This window comes from Pseudofrankia coriaricola (assembly GCF_001854805.1).
Lineage (GTDB): Bacteria > Actinomycetota > Actinomycetes > Frankiales > Frankiaceae > Pseudofrankia.
Window position 1 is genome coordinate 21146 of record NZ_MBLO01000011.1, and the last position, 22944, is coordinate 44089.

At 73.3% G+C, this 22944-nt stretch carries 17 protein-coding genes; 11 read left to right on the top strand and 6 right to left on the bottom strand.

Annotated features, from left to right (window positions below; translation table 11 throughout):
* Nucleotides 1-116 precede the first annotated feature (116 nt).
* Nucleotides 117-623 (bottom strand): nuclear transport factor 2 family protein, encoded by a 507-nt coding sequence (locus tag BCD48_RS02710; protein ID WP_083418077.1) that lies wholly within the window; start codon nucleotides 621-623, stop codon nucleotides 117-119.
* Between the two features lie 778 nt (nucleotides 624-1401).
* Between BCD48_RS02710 and BCD48_RS02715 the strand changes: the two genes are divergently transcribed.
* Nucleotides 1402-2370: an NAD-dependent epimerase/dehydratase family protein gene (locus tag BCD48_RS02715; RefSeq protein WP_071046630.1), complete on the top strand. Its 969-nt coding sequence runs from the start codon at nucleotides 1402-1404 to the stop codon at nucleotides 2368-2370.
* A 459-nt stretch (nucleotides 2371-2829) separates the two neighbouring features.
* On the opposite strand, the gene BCD48_RS02720 is transcribed toward BCD48_RS02715, so the two are convergent.
* Together BCD48_RS02720 and BCD48_RS02725 are read right to left on the bottom strand one after the other, a co-directional pair.
* A complete protein-coding gene (locus tag BCD48_RS02720; protein ID WP_071046631.1) occupies nucleotides 2830-3867 on the bottom strand; it encodes a hotdog family protein in 1038 nt (345 codons plus the stop codon).
* Complete coding sequence (locus BCD48_RS02725; protein WP_241841464.1) at nucleotides 3864-5282, bottom strand: CoA transferase; 1419 nt, start codon at nucleotides 5280-5282, stop codon at nucleotides 3864-3866. The genes BCD48_RS02720 and BCD48_RS02725 overlap by 4 nt, the downstream gene beginning before the upstream one ends.
* 686 nt (nucleotides 5283-5968) lie before the next feature.
* Between BCD48_RS02725 and BCD48_RS02730 the strand changes: the two genes are divergently transcribed.
* The gene (locus BCD48_RS02730; RefSeq protein WP_071046632.1) at nucleotides 5969-6910 is read left to right on the top strand and encodes a hypothetical protein; all 942 of its coding nucleotides are present in this window, start codon (nucleotides 5969-5971) and stop codon (nucleotides 6908-6910) included.
* A 28-nt stretch (nucleotides 6911-6938) separates the two neighbouring features.
* On the opposite strand, the gene BCD48_RS02735 is transcribed toward BCD48_RS02730, so the two are convergent.
* A complete protein-coding gene (locus BCD48_RS02735; protein ID WP_071046633.1) occupies nucleotides 6939-7661 on the bottom strand; it encodes a DUF732 domain-containing protein in 723 nt (240 codons plus the stop codon).
* Nucleotides 7662-8055: 394 nt separating this feature from the next.
* Between BCD48_RS02735 and BCD48_RS02740 the strand changes: the two genes are divergently transcribed.
* From BCD48_RS02740 to shc, 3 genes are all read left to right on the top strand, one after another.
* Nucleotides 8056-9243 carry a Kelch repeat-containing protein gene (locus tag BCD48_RS02740; protein WP_071046634.1) on the top strand — a complete coding sequence of 396 codons (1188 nt, stop codon included), beginning with the start codon at nucleotides 8056-8058 and terminating at the stop codon, nucleotides 9241-9243.
* Between the two features lie 369 nt (nucleotides 9244-9612).
* Nucleotides 9613-10569, top strand: a complete 957-nt coding sequence (locus BCD48_RS02745) for a TetR/AcrR family transcriptional regulator (protein WP_071046635.1) — start codon at nucleotides 9613-9615, stop codon at nucleotides 10567-10569.
* A 202-nt stretch (nucleotides 10570-10771) separates the two neighbouring features.
* A complete protein-coding gene (gene shc / locus BCD48_RS48505; RefSeq protein ID WP_071046636.1) occupies nucleotides 10772-13354 on the top strand; it encodes a squalene--hopene cyclase in 2583 nt (860 codons plus the stop codon).
* A 140-nt stretch (nucleotides 13355-13494) separates the two neighbouring features.
* On the opposite strand, the gene BCD48_RS02755 is transcribed toward shc, so the two are convergent.
* A complete protein-coding gene (locus BCD48_RS02755; protein ID WP_071046637.1) occupies nucleotides 13495-14334 on the bottom strand; it encodes a helix-turn-helix transcriptional regulator in 840 nt (279 codons plus the stop codon).
* A 102-nt stretch (nucleotides 14335-14436) separates the two neighbouring features.
* Between BCD48_RS02755 and BCD48_RS02760 the strand changes: the two genes are divergently transcribed.
* Nucleotides 14437-15144, top strand: coding sequence for an SDR family NAD(P)-dependent oxidoreductase (locus tag BCD48_RS02760; RefSeq protein WP_071046638.1), 708 nt, complete (start codon nucleotides 14437-14439; stop codon nucleotides 15142-15144).
* 96 nt (nucleotides 15145-15240) lie between these two features.
* Here BCD48_RS02760 and BCD48_RS02765 read toward each other — a convergent pair whose 3' ends face one another.
* Entirely contained in the window at nucleotides 15241-16440 is a 1200-nt protein-coding gene (locus tag BCD48_RS02765; RefSeq protein ID WP_071046639.1) for an acyl-CoA dehydrogenase family protein, read from the bottom strand.
* 211 nt (nucleotides 16441-16651) lie between these two features.
* Here BCD48_RS02765 and BCD48_RS02770 point away from each other — a divergent pair, with 211 nt between their 5' ends.
* From BCD48_RS02770 to BCD48_RS02790, 5 genes are all read left to right on the top strand, one after another.
* Nucleotides 16652-17842 carry an acyl-CoA dehydrogenase family protein gene (locus BCD48_RS02770; protein WP_071046640.1) on the top strand — a complete coding sequence of 397 codons (1191 nt, stop codon included), beginning with the start codon at nucleotides 16652-16654 and terminating at the stop codon, nucleotides 17840-17842.
* A gap of 300 nt (nucleotides 17843-18142) precedes the next feature.
* Entirely contained in the window at nucleotides 18143-18955 is an 813-nt protein-coding gene (locus BCD48_RS02775; RefSeq protein ID WP_071046641.1) for a crotonase/enoyl-CoA hydratase family protein, read from the top strand.
* Between the two features lie 147 nt (nucleotides 18956-19102).
* A complete protein-coding gene (locus BCD48_RS02780) occupies nucleotides 19103-20779 on the top strand; it encodes an acyl-CoA synthetase (RefSeq protein WP_071046642.1) in 1677 nt (558 codons plus the stop codon).
* Nucleotides 20780-20815: 36 nt separating this feature from the next.
* Complete coding sequence (locus tag BCD48_RS02785) at nucleotides 20816-22468, top strand: acetyl-CoA acetyltransferase (protein ID WP_083418079.1); 1653 nt, start codon at nucleotides 20816-20818, stop codon at nucleotides 22466-22468.
* 107 nt (nucleotides 22469-22575) lie between these two features.
* Nucleotides 22576-22881 (top strand): nucleoside triphosphate pyrophosphohydrolase family protein, encoded by a 306-nt coding sequence (locus BCD48_RS02790; protein WP_198543050.1) that lies wholly within the window; start codon nucleotides 22576-22578, stop codon nucleotides 22879-22881.
* The last annotated feature ends 63 nt before the right edge of the window (nucleotides 22882-22944 follow it).

Below are 22944 nucleotides of genomic sequence, written 5' to 3' on the forward strand. Positions count from 1 at the left end.
CAGTACGGCTTCCCGGTCGCCAGGCGCCCGAAGATCGCTGACTGGGTATGCGGATCGGACCTCCGCTCCGACCGGCGAGGACCTGCCGGGCCTGCCGGGCCTGCCGGGTTCCGTCCTCAGGAGCGGACGAGTCCCTCCTGCCTGCTGGCCGCGTCCCGGGTGGCCGGGATGACCGGTCCCGGCAGCTTCCTCTGCAACTGCTCGACCATCCCCAGGACGCGGGTGAGACGCAGCGAGGAGATCCGCCACTGACCGTCATCGCACTTCCGGTACTCCTCGTGGTAGTGCCCGTAGCCGTCCAGCTCGAGATCCCCCTCCGGGCTGACGAACTTCACGTAGTCGTACATCGCCCAGATCCCGCGGGCCTTGCCGGGACCTACGACCTCGATCTCCGGCATATGGCCGTGGTGAACAGTGACCGCGGCCCCGATCGCCCGGCGGATGAAGGCGATGAATTCGTCGCGGCTGTTGAACTCCTCCTCGGGGACGTCGCCGAGCCATCCACAGAAGTCATCGGTGAAGACGTCGGCCCACTCGTCCCATTTCTTCTCGTCCGCGAGTCTCAGGTAACGGGCCTTGAGCTGCTTGATCTGCTCGATCTCGCCGAGTGTATGGATGTCCATGGTTTCTCCCGCTGTAATCGGTAACGATTGATGGTCGGGACCATACGGCACGGCCTCGTCGACGGTCGGCTCGCCCGGGGCACGGGCCGGCACGGCGGTCGCGCGGGTCGACTGTGAACAGTCATACAGCCGGGCCGCATTTGCCACGGCTGCCCGCCCTGGCCGGCTGTGATCAGGTACCGGCCGCAAAGACCCTCGCCGGCCCGCTCGTCGGGGTGGCCGGCGCCGAGCGCGCCAGGGCGACCGGTCGAAGCGACTACCGGAAGAGGTCCCGATCTCCGTCAGGCGACCGGAACCACGGCGTGACGACCGGTAGTGAGAACGGGACACCGTTACCCGACGGCGTCCCGCGCTCTTATCGCGAACCGATCTCGCTGGAGCTGCTCGGCAGCCACGGTAGCCGTTGCCGTAGGCGCTCGCCAGACCGGCCGGTGCATTGCTCGAAGAAGCGTGTCGTTCGGTCGCCGGTGGCTGTCGGGCAGGTATACAGAGGCGTTCGGCCGCACGCGGGCAGCCCCATATCAGGCGGCATCCCGTCGGCGGGCGCCGAATTCCTGCCCGCCAAGTCACCCATCATCCGACCACGGCCGCGGGCATCGGCACGGACACGGGCACGGTGTCACACACTGGCCGGAGACCACAAACATGCGCTATTCCGCTCCTATGGTGCGGCAGACGTCGCGACAGAGACCGGTCGGAATCCGAAACCGTGGCAGGAACGAGCGGGGCGTCGCCTCTGCTGAGCGCGTTCGACTGATCCCGCTATAGAGTCGTCGGGGTGCGAGTATTGGTAACCGGAGCCACGGGCAAGGTCGGCGGCGCCGTGGCAAGGGCCGCGTTGGCGGCCGGTCACGAGGTGCGCGCGCTCGTCCGGGATGTCGCCCGGGCCAGCACGGCGTTTCCTCCCGGGATCGAGCTGGTTTCCGGGGACGTCCTGGACCCGCCCGCGCTGGCGGAGGCCTGCGCCGACCGCGAGCTCGTGTACAACGCCATGGGCGTGCCCGAACAGTGGCTGGCGGATCCCGCGCTGTTCGACCGGGTCAACGTCCAGGGATCGGCGAACCTCGCCCAGGCGGCCGCCGCGGCCAAGGTGGCCCGCATGGTGCACACCAGCACGATCAACGTGTTCGACGCGCCGCGGGATGGCCTCTTCGACGAGACGAACCTCGCGGTCAAGGACAAGGGAACGCCCTATCAGTGTTCGAAGCAGCGGGCCGAAAAGGCGGTGCTCGCGGCATCCGGCCACATGGAGGTCGTCTTCGCCAATTCTGCGACGGTCTACGGGCTGGGCCCGACCGGGTACGCCTCCTTGGAGACCCAGATGTTCCGCCCGGTACTCCGCGGGCTGCTCCCCGCCGTCCCCCCTGGTGGGTTCGGAGTGGTGTTCACCGAAGGACTGGCGCAAGGGCACCTTCTTGCCGCCGAAAACGGACGGCCCGGTGAACGGTATATCTTCTGCGATGAGCACGCGACCGTCGCGCGCCTCACGCGGACCGTGGTCGAGGTCGCCGGCCGGGGCCGAGCACCGGTCGCCACCATCCCCGCACCGGTCATGACGGTGATGGCCGCGGCGGGTGAGGCTGTCGCCAGGATCACCCGCAGGCCGCCGCCGATCGCCCACTGCCAGCTCCAGTACCTGCTGTGGAACGCCACGCCCGACTCGTCCAAGGCGCAGAAGGAGCTCGGCTGGCTTCCCACCCCGCTGGCGGAGGGCATTCGCCGGACCATCGTCGAGACCGGCCTCTGAGTTCACCACCGCGGAGGCACCCCCCGCTCCCGCGCTCCCCCGTTCCCGCATTTCTCGAGGTCGCCTTGCTCAGGTGTGGGTCAGCTCGTCCGTTTCAGGACGCGGCATCACCAAATCCACCGGGCCGCCAGCGGGAACTCGCGCCGACGGCAGCACCTGCCTGTCCCGCCCGTATCGCGCATGCATTCCGGAATACGACCCGGGTCGGCCGTGATAAAGCACGGTCGACACAACGGCGGCAAGATATTCACAAGCTCCGCGGATCGCCCGTCGAACGGATTTTCCCACCGTTCCTCCAGACCAGCCTGAAGCACGAGCGGACATCTTCTTCCGGCAGGTTATCCGCCTTCCGCCATGACCACCACCTCAGGCCCACGGAATCGTCCAGCCCTGGTCCGCCGAACAAGGTGCAGGGAACGGCGGCCACGCCGCTTCTCCGGCGACTGGTATCAGCCGGTATCAGGGGAAGACCGCGAAGAAACGCCAGTCGAGGACGTCGCGGGCGGGGGCACCCGGGGTGTCGGCGTCGGCACGGACGAGGCATCGCAGCCGGGCCAGCCCGCCGCCGGCCGCGAGCGGGGTGACGGCCTCGACGGTGACCTCGCCGCGCAGCGTGTCGCCCTCGTGGACCGGCCCGGTGTGGTCGCAGCCCTCCCAGCCGGCGACTGTGACCAGGGACGGCAGGGCACGGGTCACCTGGGCGAACGCGATGCCGATGGTGTGGCCGCCGTAGACGAGGCGGCGACCGCCGGCGGCGGCGCTGTCGTGGTGCACCTGGGCGACGTTGAGGGTGAGCCGGGCCAGCTCCGGGGCGCTGGAGACGACGTCGCCGCCGCCGATGCGCCAGCCCTGCCCGACGGCGAGGTCCGCGAACCGCGGGCCGGCGACCTGCCCGGCGAAGGGCCCGAGGTCCCAGCCGTTGACGACCGCGGCGAGCTCGGCCGAGGTCGGCTGGGCACCGACGGTGTCGGTATCGTCGCAATGGCCGGTGACCCGGTCCGGGTCGCGCAGCGGCAGCATCGCGCAGCGCCAGAAGTCGAGCACGCCGCGGCCGTGCTGGTCGACGGTCGTGATCCGCAGGACCGCGAGACCCGTCGGACGACGGCCGGGACGCGACTTGTTCTGCCGCAGCGCCACGACCTCGGTGGCGGTGCGCAGGGTGTCGCCGATCCGGGGCGTGCGCCGGAACACCAGCCCCCGGTAGAACAGGTTGGCCTTGACGTGGTGGGTGACCACCGTGGACTGGCCGATGGCGACATCCCAGACGACGTTCGGCGGGACGAGCGGCGGCACGGCCGCGGCGGTGCCGGTGACGTCCGCGCACAGCGCCGCGTCCAGCGCGAGCGCGAGCCGGCCGCCGACGATCGCCCGGTGCGCGTCGGCCAGCCCGCTGGTCAGCGTCACCCCCGGCGCCGAGCGGAACACCTGACCGACCGTCAGCTCGTCGAAGTACGGCCCCTCGGCGACCAGGGTGCCCAGAGCCGCCCCGGTCGTCATCGGCCCTCCCCGCCGGTCGTCGCCGCGTCCGCGCTCGCCGTGCTGACGCCCGCGGCGTCCGCACCCGCGCCCGCCGCGCCGGCCTTGGGGGCGCGCGCCGCCTGGCCGCCAGCGCGGCCAGCGCCGCTCTCGCGGCCCTTCCCGTTCCCGCCGCCCGCGCCGTCGGTGGCGGCGATGACGCCCTTCTGGACGAGCCCACCGATCTCGGCGTCGTTCATCCCGAGTACCTCGGCGAGCACGGCGGCGGTGTCCTCACCGAGCCGGGGAGCCTCGCCGGGGGCGCCGTAGGCGCCGTCCCAGCGCATCGGCGAGCGCGCGGTGATCGCCGGCAGGCCCTGCGACGGCACCTCGCGCCGCGGTGCGTCGTCCGCCGGCACCAGCACGTGGGCGAGCACCGGGTGCACCCCGCGGGCGTGCGCGGCGACGACCTCGGTCATCCCCCGGTAACGGCCCCACAGGACCCGGGCCGCGTCGAGCTCGTCGGCGACCTGCTTGGAGTCCCGGGCCGCGAACCAGGGCCGCAGCACGGCGGCGATCGTCTCGCGCAGCCGGTAACGCTCGTCCTCCAGCGTGAGATCAGCGTCCAGGGCCGTCTCCAGCGCGGCGAAGACCGCGCCGGTGCCGGTGACGGAGCACAGCGCCGCCCACTGCCCCTCGGTCAGCGCCACGACCATGACCCGCTGGCCGTCGCGGCAGGCGAAGTCGACGCCGAAGCTGCCGTAGACGTGGTTACCGTGCCGCGGCCGCTCGTGACCGCTGGCGGCGGCCTCCGACAGCCAGCCCATGTTGGCCACGCCGGCGAGCGCGACGTCCGAGAGGGCCAGCTCGATGTACGCGCCCTCGCCGGTGCGTGACCGGGCGTGCAGCGCCGCGAGCACACCGGTCGACACGGACAGGCCGGTGACGAGGTCCCAGGCGGGCAGCACGTGGTTGACCGGCGCGCCGCCCTCCTCGGTGCCGGTGATGCCGGGCAGGCCGACCTCGGCGTTGACGGTGTAGTCGACGGCCGGCTTGCCGTCCGGGTAGCCCTGGACGCGCAGGTGGATCAGGTCCGGCCGGCGGGCGGTGAGGAGGTCGCTCGCCATCCAGCGGCGGCCGACGACATTGTCGATGAGGATGCCGCGGTCCGGCCCCGGCGCGGTGATCAGCGCGGTAACGATCTCGCGCCCCTCGGCGGAGCGCATGTCCAGCGCAACGGAGCGCTTGCCCTTGTTCAACGAGTGCCAGTAGTAGCTCTCCCCCGTCGGCGCCACCGGCCAGCGCCGGTAGTCGCTGCCGCCGCCGACAGGGTCGATGCGGACCACGTCGGCGCCGAGCTGGGCGAGCGTCATCCCGCCGGTCGGCCCGGCGACGAAGCTCGCGCACTCGACGATGTGCAGCCCCTCCAGTGGGCGCGCGCCCGCCGCCGCGATCATGCGGCCCGCCCGGGGGCGGCGGCCGCGCCGGGAGTCACGGCGATGACAGCGACAGCGACAGCCGAGGCGGCCGCCGAAGCGCCGGCTCCGGCGGCGGCTGGCGCGACAGTCGCGACGGCGGCTGCTGACGGGTGGTCAGGTCTTACGACGGTGGGCACGTCGGGCTCCTCAGCTCACGGAGGCGCCGCCCACGGCTGGCGGTGACGACACCGCAGGTGGAACGGCAGGCGGGACGAATCGTATGGCGGGTTTCGAGGCACCCGCGCGGGGTTCCTGCCGGATCGGCGAAGCCGATCCGGCAGGTCCGGGGTGCCAGGCGCCCGTCCGAGGTGGTTTCCGGCCGATGCACAGGACGGGGCCGTCCTGGCCCGGGCCGCCTTGGTGGCTGCGTTGAGTTGATGCGGCGCCGATGCGCCGTCATGACACCGGGGCCACGCCCGCCGTCGGGCGCCTGGCCCGCGTGGAAGGCCCGTATCGGCCACGACAGGCCGCTGTCTTCAGTACCTATTCGACCTCCGGTACCTACTCGACCCGGTGGTGAGGAGGCCCGGCCGGCCGGTCAGGAACGGTAATCCTGTGCCCGCCGACCACCCGTGGGTGACCGGCCGAGCGCGGGCTGACTGCCGACGGGCATGTCGATCGCCCCGGCGTCGGGTGCGACAAGAGGACGGTTCATCCTGAGACGCGTGGATGATGACATTCGCGAACTCATCAAGGCCCCGCCGGCCTATTTGTTCGGATGGCCCGTCCCCCTGATCGACGAGATCGGCGGCCTGTCACGCGCTGCTTACGACGGCCGGATCGACCTCGACGAGTGGCGCCGGCGCGACCGGGACCTGCGCGCCTCGATGCCGCCACTCGCGAGCCCGGGCATGGTCAGCGCGATGCACCGGCGGGTCACGGAGGCCTGGCGGGAGGCACGGCGCGGCTCGTCGGACACCGCCGACGCCGAGGCGCTGCTGACGATGATGGGCCGGCTGCGCTATCTGACCGAGCCGGCCCCGACCGACGCGGAGCTGTTCCACGAGCTCGCCGGCATCACCCGCCAACTGCGCGAGTACAGCCAGCACGACAACCTCAACCGCTCGCTCGGCCGGCGCGCCGAGCTGATCCGCGGCTGGCTCGCCACCTCGCCCGAGTACGACCTGGCGAGCGGACTGGAGTGGTCGGTCGTCGGGCGCTACCGCTGGGTGAGCACCTCACTCGGCGCGGTCCCGACCTATGTCGACGAGGCCCGCAGGCTCGCGCTGACCGACGCCGGGAACGCGGAGAAGGCCGCGGTGAGCGCCGGCATCCGCGGCCACCACGAGCTGCCGCCCGAGATCGCGGCGGCCGAGATCCGCCAGGCGATGCTGTACTCGTCGTTCGCCGTCCTCCTGGAGGAGGCCTGGCGGCGCGAGGGCTACGAGGAGCTCGGCGACGGCCTCGCGGCGCTGTGGAACCGGCCGGCCACCCGGCGGCTGCTGATGACGGTCACCGCCGACGGCTGGCCCCGGCGGCTCGCCGCCTACGACCCCGGCCTGCCCACCATCGCCACCGGCCCGACCGGCCGCACCCTCCGCGCGGCGTCATCCACCCCCATCTTCCACGCCACGGAGACCGACCTCTCCGCATCCCCCCTGGACTAGCTTCTCGGGCGTCCGTCACGTGACCGGCCTAGGCGGGCTGCCCGGCGCCGCCCCAGCCGTGTTGCTCGCACAGGGTGCGCCGCTCGGAGAGGCCCTGCGCGGTGCTGATGTCGCTGGTCATGGCGAGCCAGGCGCTGCGGAAGTCCAGCGGCATCGACCGCTTGGCCTCGACGCCCGCGATGTACACCGCGTACGCGAGGTCGATGTCGCCGACCTGCTTGCCGCCGTCATTGAGCTCGCGGGCGTAGTCGAGCCAGAAGCAGGCGCCCTGGGCGTAGGCGTCGAGGGTCCTGTCGAGCGGCGCGTTGCCGTCGGTGGCCAGCTCGGCGGTGTGGTTGGGGCAGTAGTTCGGCACCGCCGCCTTGGCGAGGATCGCCGCGTCCCCGACGGTCAGCCTGTCATCGGAGACCTGCGCCGACGTGGTCGCCGCCCCGCGCAGTGTCATCCCGGCGTCGAGCAGCGTGCAGGTCCAGGTCGCCTGGTCGATCTTCCACTGCTCCTCGGCGTCCAGGTCGGGCAGCGTCCGGGCGAGCTGGGCCAGGTATGCCTTGTCACCGGGCGGCAACGAGGCGCTCGCCGTCGGCTGGGGGGCCGCCGTGCCCGCCGAGGGAGGCGGCGTCGACGCCGGGCTCGCGGTCATCTGTGGTGGGATGTCGTCCTTCAGGCTCGGCGAGCAGCCGGCGACCGCCAGCGCCAGCATGCCGACGAGCACCCCGGTGGCGGTCCGCGCCGCCAGCCCCAACGGCCGCATCGCCGTCCTTCCTGCAGCGCTCCGAAACCCGGGCGGCCGCGGTAGGAGAAGAACGCAGCGCGGGCGCCAGGCCGGGGAACGAATCGGGCATTAGACGCCACCATCATGGACCTATCAGGCGGCGCCCGCTGATCGGTGTCGGCTGAAGGACGCCGCCGATGATGATCATGACCATCGACGCGGGGCGTCAACGGCGTGGACAACGCCGCGGGAACTGCTCGGCCATGCCGGCGGACGCCCAGCGGTCGTCACGTCCCGGCCACCAGTCACACCGATCAGCCCTACCGCCCGCCGCCCGCCACCGGCCAGCCGCCGCGCGGCTCGCGGCTCGCGGCCTCCTCCGCTCGGTCATGGTCGACTCGTCTGCGTCGTCACCCTGAGTGAGGATGCCGAGGTGGACAGACGTAACGGATCATCGCCCCGCCGGCCCCGACGCGGGCCGGCGACCCGTGCGACGACCGCCGCCGCGGGCGTCGCCAGCTGCGTGCTCGCGGCCGCGCTGGTGTCCGGATGTGGTGACGGCCAGCCTGGCGCCTCCGCCCAGACCTTCATGACGGGCGGCCCGGGCACACCGACGACCATGTTCCCCGCCGAGACCGGGACGGCCTCCCCCGGCGGCACCGGCACGCCCACCGGCACTGCTTCACCCACCGGCACCGCTTCACCCTCCGGCACGGCGAGCCCCTCCGGCACGGCGAGCCCTGGTGCCGGCGCGCTGACCGCCTCGAACGCGCCGTTCACCCTGCCTACCGCGGTCACCGAAGCCAGCGCCGTCTCGGACAACGGCAAGGTGCTGGTGATGGGCGGCAAGGACACCAATGGCAAGGCCGCCAACCAGGTGACCGCCATCGACCCGGACGCGGGCACGGCGACCTCCGCCGGCACGCTGTCCAAGCCGGTGACGAACGCCAGCGCCGCGGTCGTGAACGGAACACCTACCGTCTTCGGCGGCAACACCAGCGGTTCGGGGGCTGGCGGCGTCACCGACGTCGTCCAGACGTTCTCGAACGGCACCAGCCAGGAGGTCGGCAAGCTGCCCGCGCCGCGGGAGAACCACGGCGCCGCCACGGCGAACGGCAAGACCTACCTGGTCGGCGGCGACGACGGCAGCAAGATCCAGAGCGGCATCCTGGCTACCAGCGACGGCAAGACGTTCCAGAACGTCGGCAAGCTGGAGACCCCGGTGCGCAACGCGGCCGTCGCGACCATCGGCTCCGGTTCCGACCAGAAGGTCACCGTCTTCGGCGGCGAGTCCGACAACGGCGCGACGGACGCGATCCAGCAGTTCGACCCGTCGACCGGCAAGACCTCGACCGTCGGCAAGCTGCCCCAGGACCTTAAGGGCGCCTCGGCCTTCACCGTCAACGGCACCACCTACCTGGCGGGCGGCCAGGCGGGCGGCCAGGCGTCTCCGAAGATCTACAAGTTTGACCCGAGCGACAACTCGGTCACCGACGCCGGCGACCTGCCGGACGGCGTCCAGAACGCGGCGGCCGCGGCCACCGGCGACAAGGCCTACCTCGCCGGTGGCGAGGTCAAGGGCAAGGTCTCCAACGCGGTCACCCAGCTCATGCCGAAGTGACCCGGCCGCGCCGGCCGCCCGGCCGGCGCGGCTCCTCCCCGGCCGGCGCCCACCGGCCCACGCCCCCTCCCGTGTCGGGGAGGGGGCCCACTCGCGAGCCGACCGTCACGCTGTAACGCCGCGGCGTCGTAGCGTATACATCTGATCAACACACAGAAAGCGACGAAGCCACAGTTCTCCATCCAAACTGCTACCGCATGCTTCACCACAGGAGCATGAGGTAGCGGTGGTGACGCTGGCCGATTCACCTCGCGCGCAAGGACTGTCAAAAAAGTGGCAGTTGGTGCCATCTGCCATTTCCTGTCATACGATCTCCTCAGACAAGGTGGCGGCCGTCCAGCGGCGAGCCACCCTCCTGGGGGAGGACGCATGGCGACGGGCACCTCGAAGGGCACCGCGGCGCGTCGCCTGCTGGCCGGCCTGACCGCCCCGGCCGCGGGAACCCCGGTGATCCGCCCGGTCGGGCGGCAGACCGCGGCGTCACCCGCCGAGCGGGGGCAGCCCGCGGGCGGCGCGGTATCTACCGGCGAACCCGGGGACCTGGACGAAGGGGTCCCGGCCGGGCTGCGGGAGCGCAAGAAGCTGCGCACCCGCCGCACGATCGTCGACACCGCGCACGCGCTGTTCGCCCAGTACGGCTACGACGCGACCACGATCGAGGCGATCGCGGTCAGCGCCGAGGTCTCGGTGCGCACCTTCTTCCGGTACTTCGCCACCAAGGAGGAGGTCGCACTCGCCCCGCTCGACGAGGTCGGCGAGCTGGCGCTCGCGGCGCTCGCGCGCCGCCCGGCCCACGAGCCGCCGCTCGCGGCGCTGCGCTCAGCCTCGCTGGACGCCTGGGCCACGATGGCGCCGCACCCGGCGGCGTTCCGCGGCTACGTCGAGCACCTGCTCATCGCCGACGCCGCGCCCGCGGTGAGCGCCGCGATGCTGCAGCGGATGATGCGCCTCGGCGACCGGCTCGCCGCGGCGATCGCCCCCCGTTTCCCACCGCAGACCGGCCGCGTGCCGGGCCGTGGCATCGACCTGCGCCCCCAGCTGACCGCCGCGGCGTTCCTGGCCGCCGTGCAGGTCGGTGTGCGCGGCTGGTTCACCCGCGGCGGCCACGATCTCGACGAAATGCTCGCGATGGTCGAGTACTGCATCGACCAGCTCGTCCCTGCTGACTCCACTCATCCCACGTCCGAACGGCCGGAGCCGGTACGGCCCGCCCCGGCCGGCGCGGCCTGTGGCCCGACCTCGGTGCCTACGGCCGCCCAGCCCACCGGCCCACCGGCCGGCCTGGGCGTCGGTGGCCCGGCCGGCGGCAACCCCGCCGAAGGCTAGGCCGGCCGGGCCGCCGCGTCCGTCACCATCGCCCTGCCCCGCCCTCCTGGGGCCTCACAGCATGCCCGACCGCCCCGCTCGGCGGTCGAGTAGCGGCCAGCGCGGCCGAACCCCGCCCGCTGCCGTCCCTTATATCCCGTTATGTCACGTAGTCGCCAGTCGCCTTGGCCATGCCGCGTCTGCGCGGAGAAAGGGCATTCTCGTGACCACCACTAACGAGACGACGCTCGCCGCTGGGTCGCCGACCACCGCGTTCGCCCCCGCGCCGCGCGGCGCGGCGGACGACGACCTCGCCGCCGGCCTGACCGCCGGCGGCGTCTCGGCGGCCACCGCAACCGTCTCGGCCACCACCAGCGCCATCTCGGCCACCACCACGGCCGTACCCCGGGCTCGGACCGCGCCCGCCCGCCTCCGCCCGCCCGCCGGCACCCCGGCGAGCGCCGCGCCCACCACGGCCGCGCCCACCCTCGCGGCCGTCCCGGCCCCCGCCGCGACGGCGTCCCGGGCCGCGCCCGTGGCTCGGCCCGCCGCGTCCGCCCTGGTCGTGCCCACCGTCGCCCCGGCCGGCGCCGAGATCCACGGCGACGTGCTCGACGACATGCTGGACCGCGCCGTGACGCAGCTGCGCTCGTTGCAGGACGACGCCGGCTGGTGGAAGGGCGACCTGGAGAGCAACACCTCGATCGACGCCGAGGACCTGATGCTGCGCAAGTGGCTCGGCCTCTGGAACCAGGAGCAAGCCGAGCTCACCGCCAGGTTCATCCGGTCGCGGCAGAACGCCGACGGCTCCTGGCCCATCTACCACGCCGGGCCGGGCGACCTCGCGCCGACGGTGGAGTCCTACGTCGCGCTGCGCCTCGTCGGCGACAGCCCGGACGCGCCGCACATGCGCGCCGCCGCCGCGTGGACGCGCGCCCACGGCGGCGTGCCGGCGGCCCGGATCTTCACCCGCATCTGGCTGGCGCTGTTCGGCTGGTGGCGCTGGGAGGACCTGCCGGTACTACCGCCGGAACTGATGCTCCTACCGGCGAAGGTGCCGCTGTCGATCTACAAGTTCGCCTCGTGGGGCCGGCAGACGATCGTCGCGATCACCGTGCTCATGGCCCGCCGGCCGACGGGGACCCCGCCGTTCCCGATCGACGAGCTCTTCCCGGCTCCGGCCCCGTCCACGAAGTCCCGTCGGCGTGGCCGCGCCGCGGGTGCCTGGGTGGACACGACCATCGACGGCCTTTTCCACGTCGGCGACGGTGACGTGGACGGCAACGGCTCCCTGGCGGCGCACCCACCGGCGGGCGGCGCACCCGCGGCCCGCCTCGCCACCCCGGCGGCGCCGGTCGACGCGCCGAAGCGCCGAAGCGGCCGGGACGCCGCACCGGAGCCGCCGGACGTGGCCGGCCGGGCCAAGGACGGCGGCGGGCCCGGCGTTCCGCTGCCCGGCGGCCTCTTGCGCAGGACCGGCACCCGCGCCGCCCGCGGGCTCAAGTCCGCCGCGCTCGAGCACCTCCCGTGGGACTGGATGTTCCACCGGGTCGACCGGGCGCTGCACATCTACCACCGGCACCCGGTCCGGCCGCTGCGCGCACTCGCCCTCGGCATCGCCGAGCGGTGGATCGTCGTACGTCAGGAGGCCGACGGCTGCTTCGGCGGGATCCAGCCGCCGACCGCCTACTCGATCATCGCGCTGCGTGTGCTCGGCTACCCGATGGACCATCCGGTCATCACCGCGGCGCTGCGCTCCCTCGACCTGTACAGCGTCACCCGCCCGGACGGCTCGCGGATGCAGGAGTCCTGCCAGTCGCCGGTCTGGGACACCTGCCTGGCGACGATCGCTCTGGCGGACGCCGGCCTCGCCACGAACGACCCGGCGCTGGTCCGCGCCGCCGACTGGCTGGTCGGCCAGGAGGTGACCGCCCGGCGCGGCGACTGGTCGGTTCCCATCCCCGACGTGCCGGTCGGCGGCTGGGCCTTCGAGTTCGAGAACGACACCTATCCGGACGTCGACGACTCCGCCGAGGTGATGCTGGCGCTGATGCGAGTCGCCCATCCCCGGCCGGAGAAGGTCATGGCCGCGACCTACCGGGGCCTGCAGTGGGTGTTCGGCATGCAGTGCGCCGACGGCGGCTGGGGCGCGTTCGACGTCGACAACGCCGGCCACCTCGTCTACAAGATCCCGTTCGCGGACTTCGGCATGCTCACCGACCCGCCGTCGGCGGACGTGACCGCCCACGTCGTCGAGCTGCTCGGCGAGCTGGGCCTGGGCGACGACCCCCGCACGAAGCGCGGGGTCGAGTGGCTGCTGCACTCCCAGGAGGTCGACGGCTCCTGGTACGGCCGCTGGGGCGTCAACCACATCTACGGCACCGGCGGCGTCGTCCCGGCCCTGCGCGCCGCGGGCCTGCCCGCCTCCCACCCGGCGATCCAGCGCGCCGCCGACTGGCTGGTCTCCCGCCAGAACCCCGACGGTGGCTGGGGCGAGGACTGCTACTCCTACAACGACATGTCGACGGCCGGCATGGGCGTCTCCACGGCGTCGCAGACGGCGTGGGCGCTGCTCGCCCTGATCGCCGCCGGCCGGGTCGGAGACGGGGCCAAGGGCGAGGCCGCCGCCCGCGGCGTCGCGTGGCTCGCCGCCACCCAGACCGACGAGGGCAGCTGGGACGAGGACTACTACACCGGCACCGGCTTCGCCGGCTACTTCTACATCAACTACAACCTGTACCGGCTGGTCTGGCCGGTCATGGCCCTCGGCCGCTACCGCCGGGCGCTCGCGGGCGACGCCCACTGAGCCCTGGTCGCCTGGGTCTGGTTCGTGGGCCCGCCGGCCTTGCCGGCGGGCCCACGTCCGTTCTGAGGGTCGACGGCTCCGCGCGGTGCTCGCGCGCCACACCCCACGGCTCACCCGGCTGACCGGTGCCCGGGGCGGCGCTAGCCGACGGGGGTCTGGGTGCCGAGGACGGCGAGGAGGGCGAGGCGGTCGGCGTCCCCGGAGCCGCGCTCCGCCGTGTAGATCATGATCCGCAGGTCGGCGCCGGCGACGGTGAGGATGTCGCAGTCCAGCGTGAGCGCGCCGGCGCGCGGATGGTCGATCGTCTTGCGGGCCGACTCGTGGTGGCCCACGGCGCCCGAGTCCCACAGCTGGGCGAACCGGGGGCTGTCCGCCCGCAGGTCCGCGACCAGCCGCCGCAGCCGCTGGTCGGCCGGGTAGCGGGCCGCCGCGGCCCGCAGGTCGGCCACGATCGCCCGCTGGAAGGCGTCCAGCGCCTCTGGCGTGTGCCGTACGGGCGCGCCCAGGCCGTGGAAGTGGCGCCACACGGCGTTGCGCTCGTTGCCACGCCACCCCGACGGGTCACCGATCAGAGCCGTGTAGGGCTGGTTGGCGACCAGCAACGTCCACGACGCGTCGTAGACCGCGACCGGCGTCCCGGCCAGCCGGTCCAGCAGCCGGTGGACGCCGGGGGTGAGGTGGACCGGCACCGTCTCCGGGCCGGGCGGCGCGAGGCCCGCGAGCCGGAACAGGTGCGCACGTTCGGCACCCGCGAGGCGCAGCGCCCTGGCGAGGGACTCGACAACCTGCGCCGACGGGTTGGACGCCCGGCCCTGCTCCAGGCGGGTCACGTAGTCGACGGAGATCCCGGCCAGCAGGGCGAGCTCCTCGCGGCGCAGCCCGGGCGCGCGCCGGGGGCCACCCGCCGGCAGCCCGGCCGTGTCGGGCGGGACGCGGTCACGCCAGCGGCGCACCGCCCGCCCGAACTCCGCCGTCGCCATGTCCCCAGTGTGCGCGGGTCCGCCCCGCGGCAACCTGGTACCGGTGTTCCCAGGAAGACGGGACGCCTGGCAGGGTTCGCAGACCGGACGCAGCCTGGACGCATGACAACGACACTGGTCACGGGAGCGAACAAGGGCCTCGGCTTCGAGGCCGCCCGCCGGCTGATCGCCGCCGGCCACATCGTCTACCTCGGTTCCAGGGACGCCGAGCGCGGCAGGCGGGCCGCGGACGAGCTGGGGGCGCTGCTGCTGCCGCTCGACGTCACCGATGACGCGTCGGTCGCCGCCGCCGCGAAGACCGTCGAGGAGGGCGGCGGGCTGGACGTCCTGGTCAACAACGCCGGCATCGAGGCCCGCGGCGCCGGCAACACCGTGCCCCCGCCCGCGGAGCTGACCGCCGACGCGATGCGGCACCTGTTCGAGACGAACGTCTTCGGCGTCGTCCGCGTCACCCATGCGTTCCTGCCGCTGCTGCGCCGCTCGGCCGCGCCGGTCATCGTCAACGTCAGCAGCGGCCTCGGCTCACTCGCCCAGGCCAGCGACCGCGGCGTGCCCGCCTACCACTACCCGGGCGTCGAGTACCCGGCGTCGAAGGCCGCGCTCAACATGGTCACCGTCCAGTACGCGAAGGCGTTCCCCGCCATCCGGGTCAACGCGGCCGACCCGGGCTTCACGAACACCGACCTCAACGGCCGCACGGGTACTCAGACCGTCGAGGAGGGTGCCGAGATCATCGTCCGCCTGGCCCAGCTCGGCCCCGACGGCCCCACCGGCGGCTACTTCTCCGCCGCCGGCCCGGTCCCCTGGTAGCACGGGGTCCCGGCGGCGGGCACCGCCAACCGGAGGCACACCAGGGCGTTCCCGTGGACGCTTTCCCGTGGATCCTTTTCGCGCGGCTCCTGGCGGTCAGACGACATGGTCGGGGGCGGGGGTGGCGGCCATCAGGTCGCCGAGGCGGCGGGACTGCTCGCCGGCGCCACCGAGGGTGAACTCGAGCTGCTTGGCGTGCAGGAAGTAGCGGTGGACGAAGTACTCCTCGGCGATGCCCATGCCGCCGTGCACGTGGACGACGGCGCTCGCGACCCGGTGGCCGCCGTCGGCCGCCCAGAACTTCGCGGTGGCGACCGCCGCCGAGGCGTCCCACCCCTCGGCGAGCTGCCAGGCGGCCTGCCACATCGTCAGGCGGATCGCCTCGACGTCGATGTAGCAGTCCGCGAGCCGGTGCCCGACCGCCTGGAACGAGCCGATCGGGCGGCCGAACTGGTGGCGGTTGCTCGTGTATTCGGCGGCCGCGCGCATCGCGCGCTCGGTGACGCCGAGCTGCAGCGCGCACAGGCCGAGCGTCGCCCGGTCGCGCAGCGCCACCGCCGCGGCGTTGCCCTCGGGCGCCGCCAGGCCGCCGAGGAGCGCGTCGTCGCCGACCACGACGCCGTCCAGCCGTAGCAGGCCGGCGATCTCGCGGGCCGTGGTGAGCTGCGGCTCGACGGTGGCCCCGGCGGCGGCCGGGTCGACGAGGAACAGGCCGACGCCCGTCTCGGTGCGCGCCGGGACGAGGACCGCGTCCGCGACCGTCGCGAACGGCACGGCCGTCTTGATCCCGTCCAGCCGCCAACCGCCGCCGGGGCCGACGCCGCCGTCCGGGCCTGGGCCGGCGCCAGCCAGTCTGGTCGCGATCGTGGCCGGAGCGGCGGCGTCCGCGCCCCGCGGCTCGGCGAGCGCGACCGTGAGGATCTTCTCGCCGGCGACGAGGCCGGGCAGCCAGTCACGCCGCTGGGCCTCGGTGCCGTAGGCGGCGACCGCGCCGGCGGCGACTGTCGCCGAGGCCCACAGCGGCACCGGTGCGAGCACCCGCCCGGCCTCCTCCAGCACCAGGCACTCCTCGAGGACCCCGTAGCCCAGGCCGCCGTACTCGGCCGGCACGCCGACGCCGAGCAGGTTCGCCTTCGCGAGCTCCGCCCACAGCTCGCGGTCGAACCGCGGCTCGCCGGTGCCGGCGAGGACGCCCGCCTCCAGCGTGGTCAGGCGATCGGGGGTGACCCGTTCCGTGAGGATCTGCCTGGCCAGCGCGGCCAGGTCGCGCTGTTCCTCGGTCTGGGCGAAGTCCATGCCGTGGCTCCTCGCGAGAAGGCTTGGTCGTCAGCGGGCCACCCGCCGAGGACCCGGTGGTCCACGGACGGGCGAGTAACCAATAACGAGAACTTGTTCTAGTACCGCGCTAGCATCGGGTCAACCGCGACCTGATGACCCATCAGGTCTCGTCGGGTACGCCGGGCTCACGGGATACGCCGTGACGGCCGGCCGCGACAGGAGAGCGCCGATGCGAGTCGCCTACACCGCGGCGCAGGAGGACCTGCGCCGCGAGCTGCGCGAGTACTTCGCCGCCATGGTCACGCCCGAGCTCGGCGCCGAGCTCGCCGGCGGCGAGTCGACCCTGAAAGGCAAGGACGGCGCCTACTGCCGGGCCATCCGCCAGATGGGCAAGGACGGCTGGCTCGGCATCGGCTGGCCGACCCAGTACGGCGGCCAGAACCGGTCGATGCTGGAACAGCTGATCTTCGGCGACGAGGCGACGCTGGCCGGGGTGCCGATCCCGCTGCTGACGCTGAACAGCGTCGGCCCGGCGATCATGGAGTACGGCACCCAGGAGCAGAAGGACTTCTTCCTGCCGAGAATCCTCGCCGGCGAGCTGCACTTCTCGATCGGCTACTCGGAGCCGGGCGCCGGCACCGACCTCGCGAGCCTTCTCACCCGCGCCGAGCGCGACGGCGACGGCTGGGTGATCAACGGCCAGAAGATGTGGACGTCCGTCATCCAGGTCGCCGACTACGTGTGGCTCGCCGCCCGCACCGACCCCGACCTGCCGCGCCACCGCGGCCTGTCGGTGTTCTGCGTGCCCACCGACGCCCCCGGGTTCTCGTGGACGCCGGTGCCCACCATCTCCGGCGGCATCACCAGCCAGACCTTCTACACCGACGTCCACGTGCCGGCCGAGGCTCTGGTCGGCGAGGTGAACGGCGGCTGGAAGCTGATCACCGGCCAGCTCAACCACGAACGGGTCGCGCTGTGCTCGGCCGCCGGCATCCAGCAGCTGCTGCTGTGGACGCGGCGGTGGGGCGAGGCGACCGAGGCCCCGGAGGGCGGCCGGGTCATCGACCGCCCGCTGGTCCGGCGCAACCTCGGCACGGTCCACGCCAAGGTCGAGTTCCTCAAACTGATCAACTGGAAGATCGCCTGGGGCGTCGACCACGGCGCCCAGCTCGGGCCGGCCCAGGCCAGCGCGACGAAGATCTTCGGCACCGAGTTCGCCGTCGAGGCATACCGCCTGCTGATGGAATGCCTCGAGGACGAGGCGGTCCTCATGTCGGGCTCGCCGGGCGCGGTGCTCGCCGGCCGGCTCGAGCGCGCTTACCGACAGATCCTCATGCTCACCTTCGGCGGCGGCACCAACGAGATCCAGCGCGACATGATCGCGATGCTGGGCCTCGGCATGCCGCGCCCGCCGCGGTGAGGCCGTCTCCGCCGGCGGCACCCCCGACGTCGATCACTTTTGGTAGCGGTGTCGACACGGCTGAACGGGCGTCTGAGGCCCCGTTCAGGGATGCCCGGGGTGCCGGGAAGGGAGCATCACCCCAGCTCAGGGGTGCCACCCGCCCGCCGCGCCCACCCCAGCGCCGAACCGTGTCAGATCAGCCCGTCTATAGACAGGCCCATCCAACACACATCGCTGACCCCGTTTCGAACCGTGTCGGATCAGCCTGCCTATAGGCAGGGCCATCCGACACGGTTCGCGCGTCCGAGGAGAGTCCGCGTGACCGAGTCCGAGCCGCACGCGCTCGTCACCCGCGACGGCCATGTCCTGGTCGTCACGATGAACCGCCCGCACGCCCGCAACGCGATCACCCCCGAGATGATCGGCATCCTCGAGAAGGCCTGGGACGAGGTCAACGCGGACCCGGAGATCCGGGTCGCCGTGCTCACCGGCGCCGGCGGCGCGTTCAGCTCCGGAGCCGACCTCAAGCAGATGTCCGCTCGCCCGCCCGGCGAGGCGTTCCGCGGTGACGGGGACGGCACCCGCCTCACGATGGACCTGTCCGTCATGAAATGGATCATGAAGCGGTTCGTCCTCACCAAGCCGCTCATCGCGGCCGTCGAGGGGCCGGCGATCGCCGGCGGCACCGAGATCCTGCAGGCGACCGACATCCGGGTCGCGGGCGAGTCGGCGAGGTTCGGCGTCTCGGAGGTCCGCTGGGGCCTGTTCCCGCTGGGCGGGTCCGCGGTCCGGCTGCGCCGCCAGGTCCCCTACGCGGTGGCCGCGGACCTGCTGCTCACCGGCCGGCACCTCGGGGCGGCCGAGGCCAAGGAGATCGGCCTGGTCAACCACGTCGTCCCGGACGGGACGGCCCTGGAGCGGGCCATGGAGATCGCGCGCGCGATCGCCGCGAACGGGCCGGTGGCCGTGCAGGCCGTGCTGCGCGTACTGCGGGAGACCGAGTCGCTGCCCGAGGACGAGGCGTTCCGCGTCGAGTCCGAGCTCGGCATGCGGGTGTACCTCAGCGACGACGCGAAGATCGGCCCACGCGCGTTCGCCGCGAAACAGACCCCCCGGTTCAGCGGCCGCTGAGCCCCCGGCGGGCCTGTGACCTCTCGTAACGGCGCATCAGCGCTGTGCCCGGGGTCCCTGCCGGATCGGCGAAGCCGATCTGGGAGGTCTGCCAGCCACCTCGCCGGCCCGGACCCGGCCGGCCGCAGTCGCCCAGTGGGAGACGTCATGGAGTTCAACCTCGCCGACCTGTTCGAGCACGCCGTCGACCGCTACCCCAACCGGGAGGCCGTCATCGCCGGCCCCGCCCGGCGGACCTACACCCAGCTGGAGGAACGCGCCAACCGCATGGCGCATCACTTATCCGGCGCCGGGGTGGGACCCGGCGACCACGTCGCGATCTACGCCTACAACGTGATCGAGTGGGTCGAGACGATGCTCGCGGCCTACAAGATCCGCGCGGTGTGTGTGAACGTCAACTTCCGGTATGTAGCCGAGGAGCTGGCCTACCTGCTCGGCAACGCCGCGCCGGTCGCGCTCGTCTTCCAGCGGCAGTTCGCCGACCGGGTGGCCGAGGTGGCGCCGAAGATCGCGAGCCTGCGCCACCTCGTCGTGATCGAGGACGGCACGATCCCCGGTGCCGGCACCGGCACCGGCGAGAACGGCGCCGACGCGCTGGGCGCCACGCCCTATGAGGAGGCACTGGCGGCGTCCCGGCCGGACCGGGACTTCGAGACGCGCTCCGGCGACGACCGGTACCTGCTCTACACCGGCGGCACCACCGGCATGCCGAAGGGCGTGCTGTGGCGGCAGGAGGACGTCATCTTCGCCCTCGGCGGCGGCATCGACCTGATGACGGGCGAACGGGCCGGCCGGCCGGAGGATCTCACTGAGAAGGGCGCGGCCGGCGTCACCACCGCGCTGCCGATCGCGCCGCTGATGCACGGCGCCACCCAGTGGTGCCTGCTGACCAACCTGAGCAAGGGCCAGCGCACCGTCCTCGTCGACACGTTCGAGCCTGACGAGGTCTGGCGGCTGGTCGAGGCCGAGCGGGTCAACCTGGTCATGATCACCGGCGACGCGATGGCGCGCCCGCTGCTCGACACCCTCGACGCGTTGGAGGGCGCGGGCAGCCGCCCGGAGCTGTCGTCGCTGTACGCGCTCTCGTCGAGCGCCGCACTGTTCTCCCCCGTCCTCAAGGAGTCGTTCATGCAGCGCCTGGGCGTCGTCGTCACGGACGGCGTCGGCGCGTCGGAAGCCGGTTCGCACGGCGTCGGCATCGCGGACAAGAGCCGGGTCCGCGGTGACGCCGGCGTGCGCATCCGGCCGATCGACGACGCGCTCGTCGTCGACGACGACCTCACCCCGCTCGGGGTCGGCGAGGTCGGCCGGCTCGCCCGCAGGGGCAACATCCCGATCGGCTACCTCGGTGACCCGGCCAAGACCGCCCAGGTGTTCCGTACCGGCCCGGACGGCCTGCGCTACTCCGTCCCCGGCGACTTCGCCCGGCTGGAGGAGGACGGCACGATCACCCTGCTCGGCCGCGGCTCGGCCACCATCAACTCGGGCGGCGAGAAGATCTTCCCCGAGGAGGTCGAGGGCGTGCTGAAGACCCATCCGGGCGTCTACGACGTCCTCGTCGTCGGCGTGCCTCACAAACGCTGGGGCGAGACCGTCGCCGCCGTCGTCGCGCCCCGGCCCGACGCCAAGCCCACCCTCGCCGACCTGCAGCGACACTGCCGTTCCCACCTCGCCGGCTACAAGGTGCCCCGGGTGCTGACCCTCGTCCAGACCGTCGTGCGCACCCCCAGCGGCAAGGCCGACCTCGCCTGGGCCCGGCGGGTCGCCGCCAGGGCCGCCGAGGACACAGCCAGCGCCCAGGGCACCGAGAATGCCGAGAACTGACGGCGTGGCGGGGATCCGGTACCAGCGGAGGCCCGTGTGACCGTGCCGCCGGCCACGCCCGTCCTGGTCGGCGCCGCGGCGGCGGCCCGGCTGCCGGACGCGGTCGAGCTGATGGCCGCCGCCACCGAGGCGGCCGCCGCGGACGCCGGGGCACCGGGCCTGCTCGCCGCCGTCGACCGCGTGTACGTCGCGCGCGGCACCTGGGACTGCCCCGACCCGGGCCGCCAGGTCGCCGACCGGTTCGGCGCCCGCGAGGCCCGCACGGTCGTCGCCGAGCTGGGCATCCTGCAGCAGAGCCTCATCACCCGCGCGTGCCTCGACGTCACCGCCGGCCGGGCAGGCGTCGTACTCGTCCTCGGCGCCGAGGCGGCCCACCGGGGGCGAGTCCGCCTCACCCCCGGCCGTCCCACCTCCCGCGCCCACGCCGCTTCGGGTCGCGCGGGCGGCGAAGCCGGACCACCAGGACGGGCCACAGTGACGCGCGGTCCGGGCGAGGCGGGCGGGGCGGAAGGCGACGCGGGGGCGGGCGGGCGGCCCGGGAGCGGTCCGGACGAGATCATCGCCCCTGACGCGGACATTCTGGCGCCGCTGGAGATCCGCCGCGGGCTGCACCTGCCAGTGCGGCAGTACGCGGTCCTCGAGTCGGCGCTGCGGGCGGCGAGCGGGCTCGGCCTTGCCGCGCATGCCGCCGAGGTCGCGGCGCTGTGGGCCGGGTTCTCCCGGGTGGCGGCCGGAAACGAGGACGCCTGGGCACGGGACCCGGTCACCCCGGCCGGCCTGGCGCCGTCGGAGCGCAACCCGATGATGGCCTGGCCGTACACGCGGTCGCACTGTTCCCGGGCCGGCGTGGACCAGGGGGCGGCGCTGCTGATCTGTTCCGCGGCCGCCGCTCGGCGCTTCGGCGTGCCGCCGGACCGGTGGGTCTTCCCGGTGACCGCCGCCGAGTCCAACGTCATGACGCCGCTGGCCGCCCGCCCCGACCTCGCCCGCTCGCCCGGTTTCCGTGCCGTGGGCGAACGCCTGGCCGCCGTCGCCGGCGTCGCCCCGGCCGACGCCGACTACCTGGACCTCTACAGCTGCTTCCCGGCGGCGGTCCGCGTCCAGGTCCGGGAGCTGGGCCTGACCGGACGCTCCGACCTGACCGTCACGGGCGGCATGACGTTCGCGGGTGGCCCGCTGAACAACTACGTCCTCCAGTCGACGGCGGCCATGGCGCGGGTGCTGCGCGCCGCCGAGCCGGGCGCCCACGGGCTCGTCACGTGCGTCTCCGGGATGGTCACCAAGCAGGCCGGCCTGCTGTGGAGCGCCAGCCCGCCGTCGACGGGTTTCCGCGCCGAGGACGTCTCGGTCGACGTCCGCGCCGCCGAGACGACGCTCCCCCTCGTCGACGAGCCGCCGGATGGCACCGGCGCCGGCGTGGTCGCCGGGTTCACCGTCGCCTGCGAGCAGGGCGCCCCGGTTCAGGCCCTCGCCGTCGTGACCCTCGGCGGCGCCACTCCAGCCCGCGCCGAGGGGGACGGAGCAGGAGGCGACGGAGATGAGGGTGGCACCGGAGGTGACGGCGCTGGCCACGGTCACGCCATCCGCACGGTCGCGGCCAGTGCCGACTCCGACGTCATCGCCGCGATGACCCGTGAGGAATGGGTCGGGCGCCCCGTCACCGTCCGCGCCGGCACCCTGCTGCCCTGACGCGCCCCGCCGGCCCGACAGCCGGTGCCGTCCGTCGTGGGGCCCCGCCGGCCCGTCCGGTCGGTGGACCGATGACACTGGCCACCGTGACGTCAGGCGAAAATCCCGTGATCAGTACCGCTACGGTGGCGGCGGTGGAGGCCGAGGTGGCACGGGCGCACCGCAAGCACGGGGAGCGGTCGATCCTGAACCCGGCGATGCCGGACGCGGTGCGGCTGCCCGTGCTGGTCGAGGAGGTCGGCGAGGTCGCCCGGGCCATGCTGGAGGGCGCCGACCCCCGCCACCTGCGCGACGAGCTGATCCAGGTCGCCGCCGTCGCCCTCACCTGGGTGGAGGCGCTACGCGACCGCACGGATCAGGCGCCTTTGTTCGACCCCGGTCAGGCAGTCACGGAGTCTGACGCGGTCGGGTGACTCGCGCCCGGTCTCACCCGGGAAAGCTCACCCAGGAGGGCCAGTCCGACCAGGATCATTGAT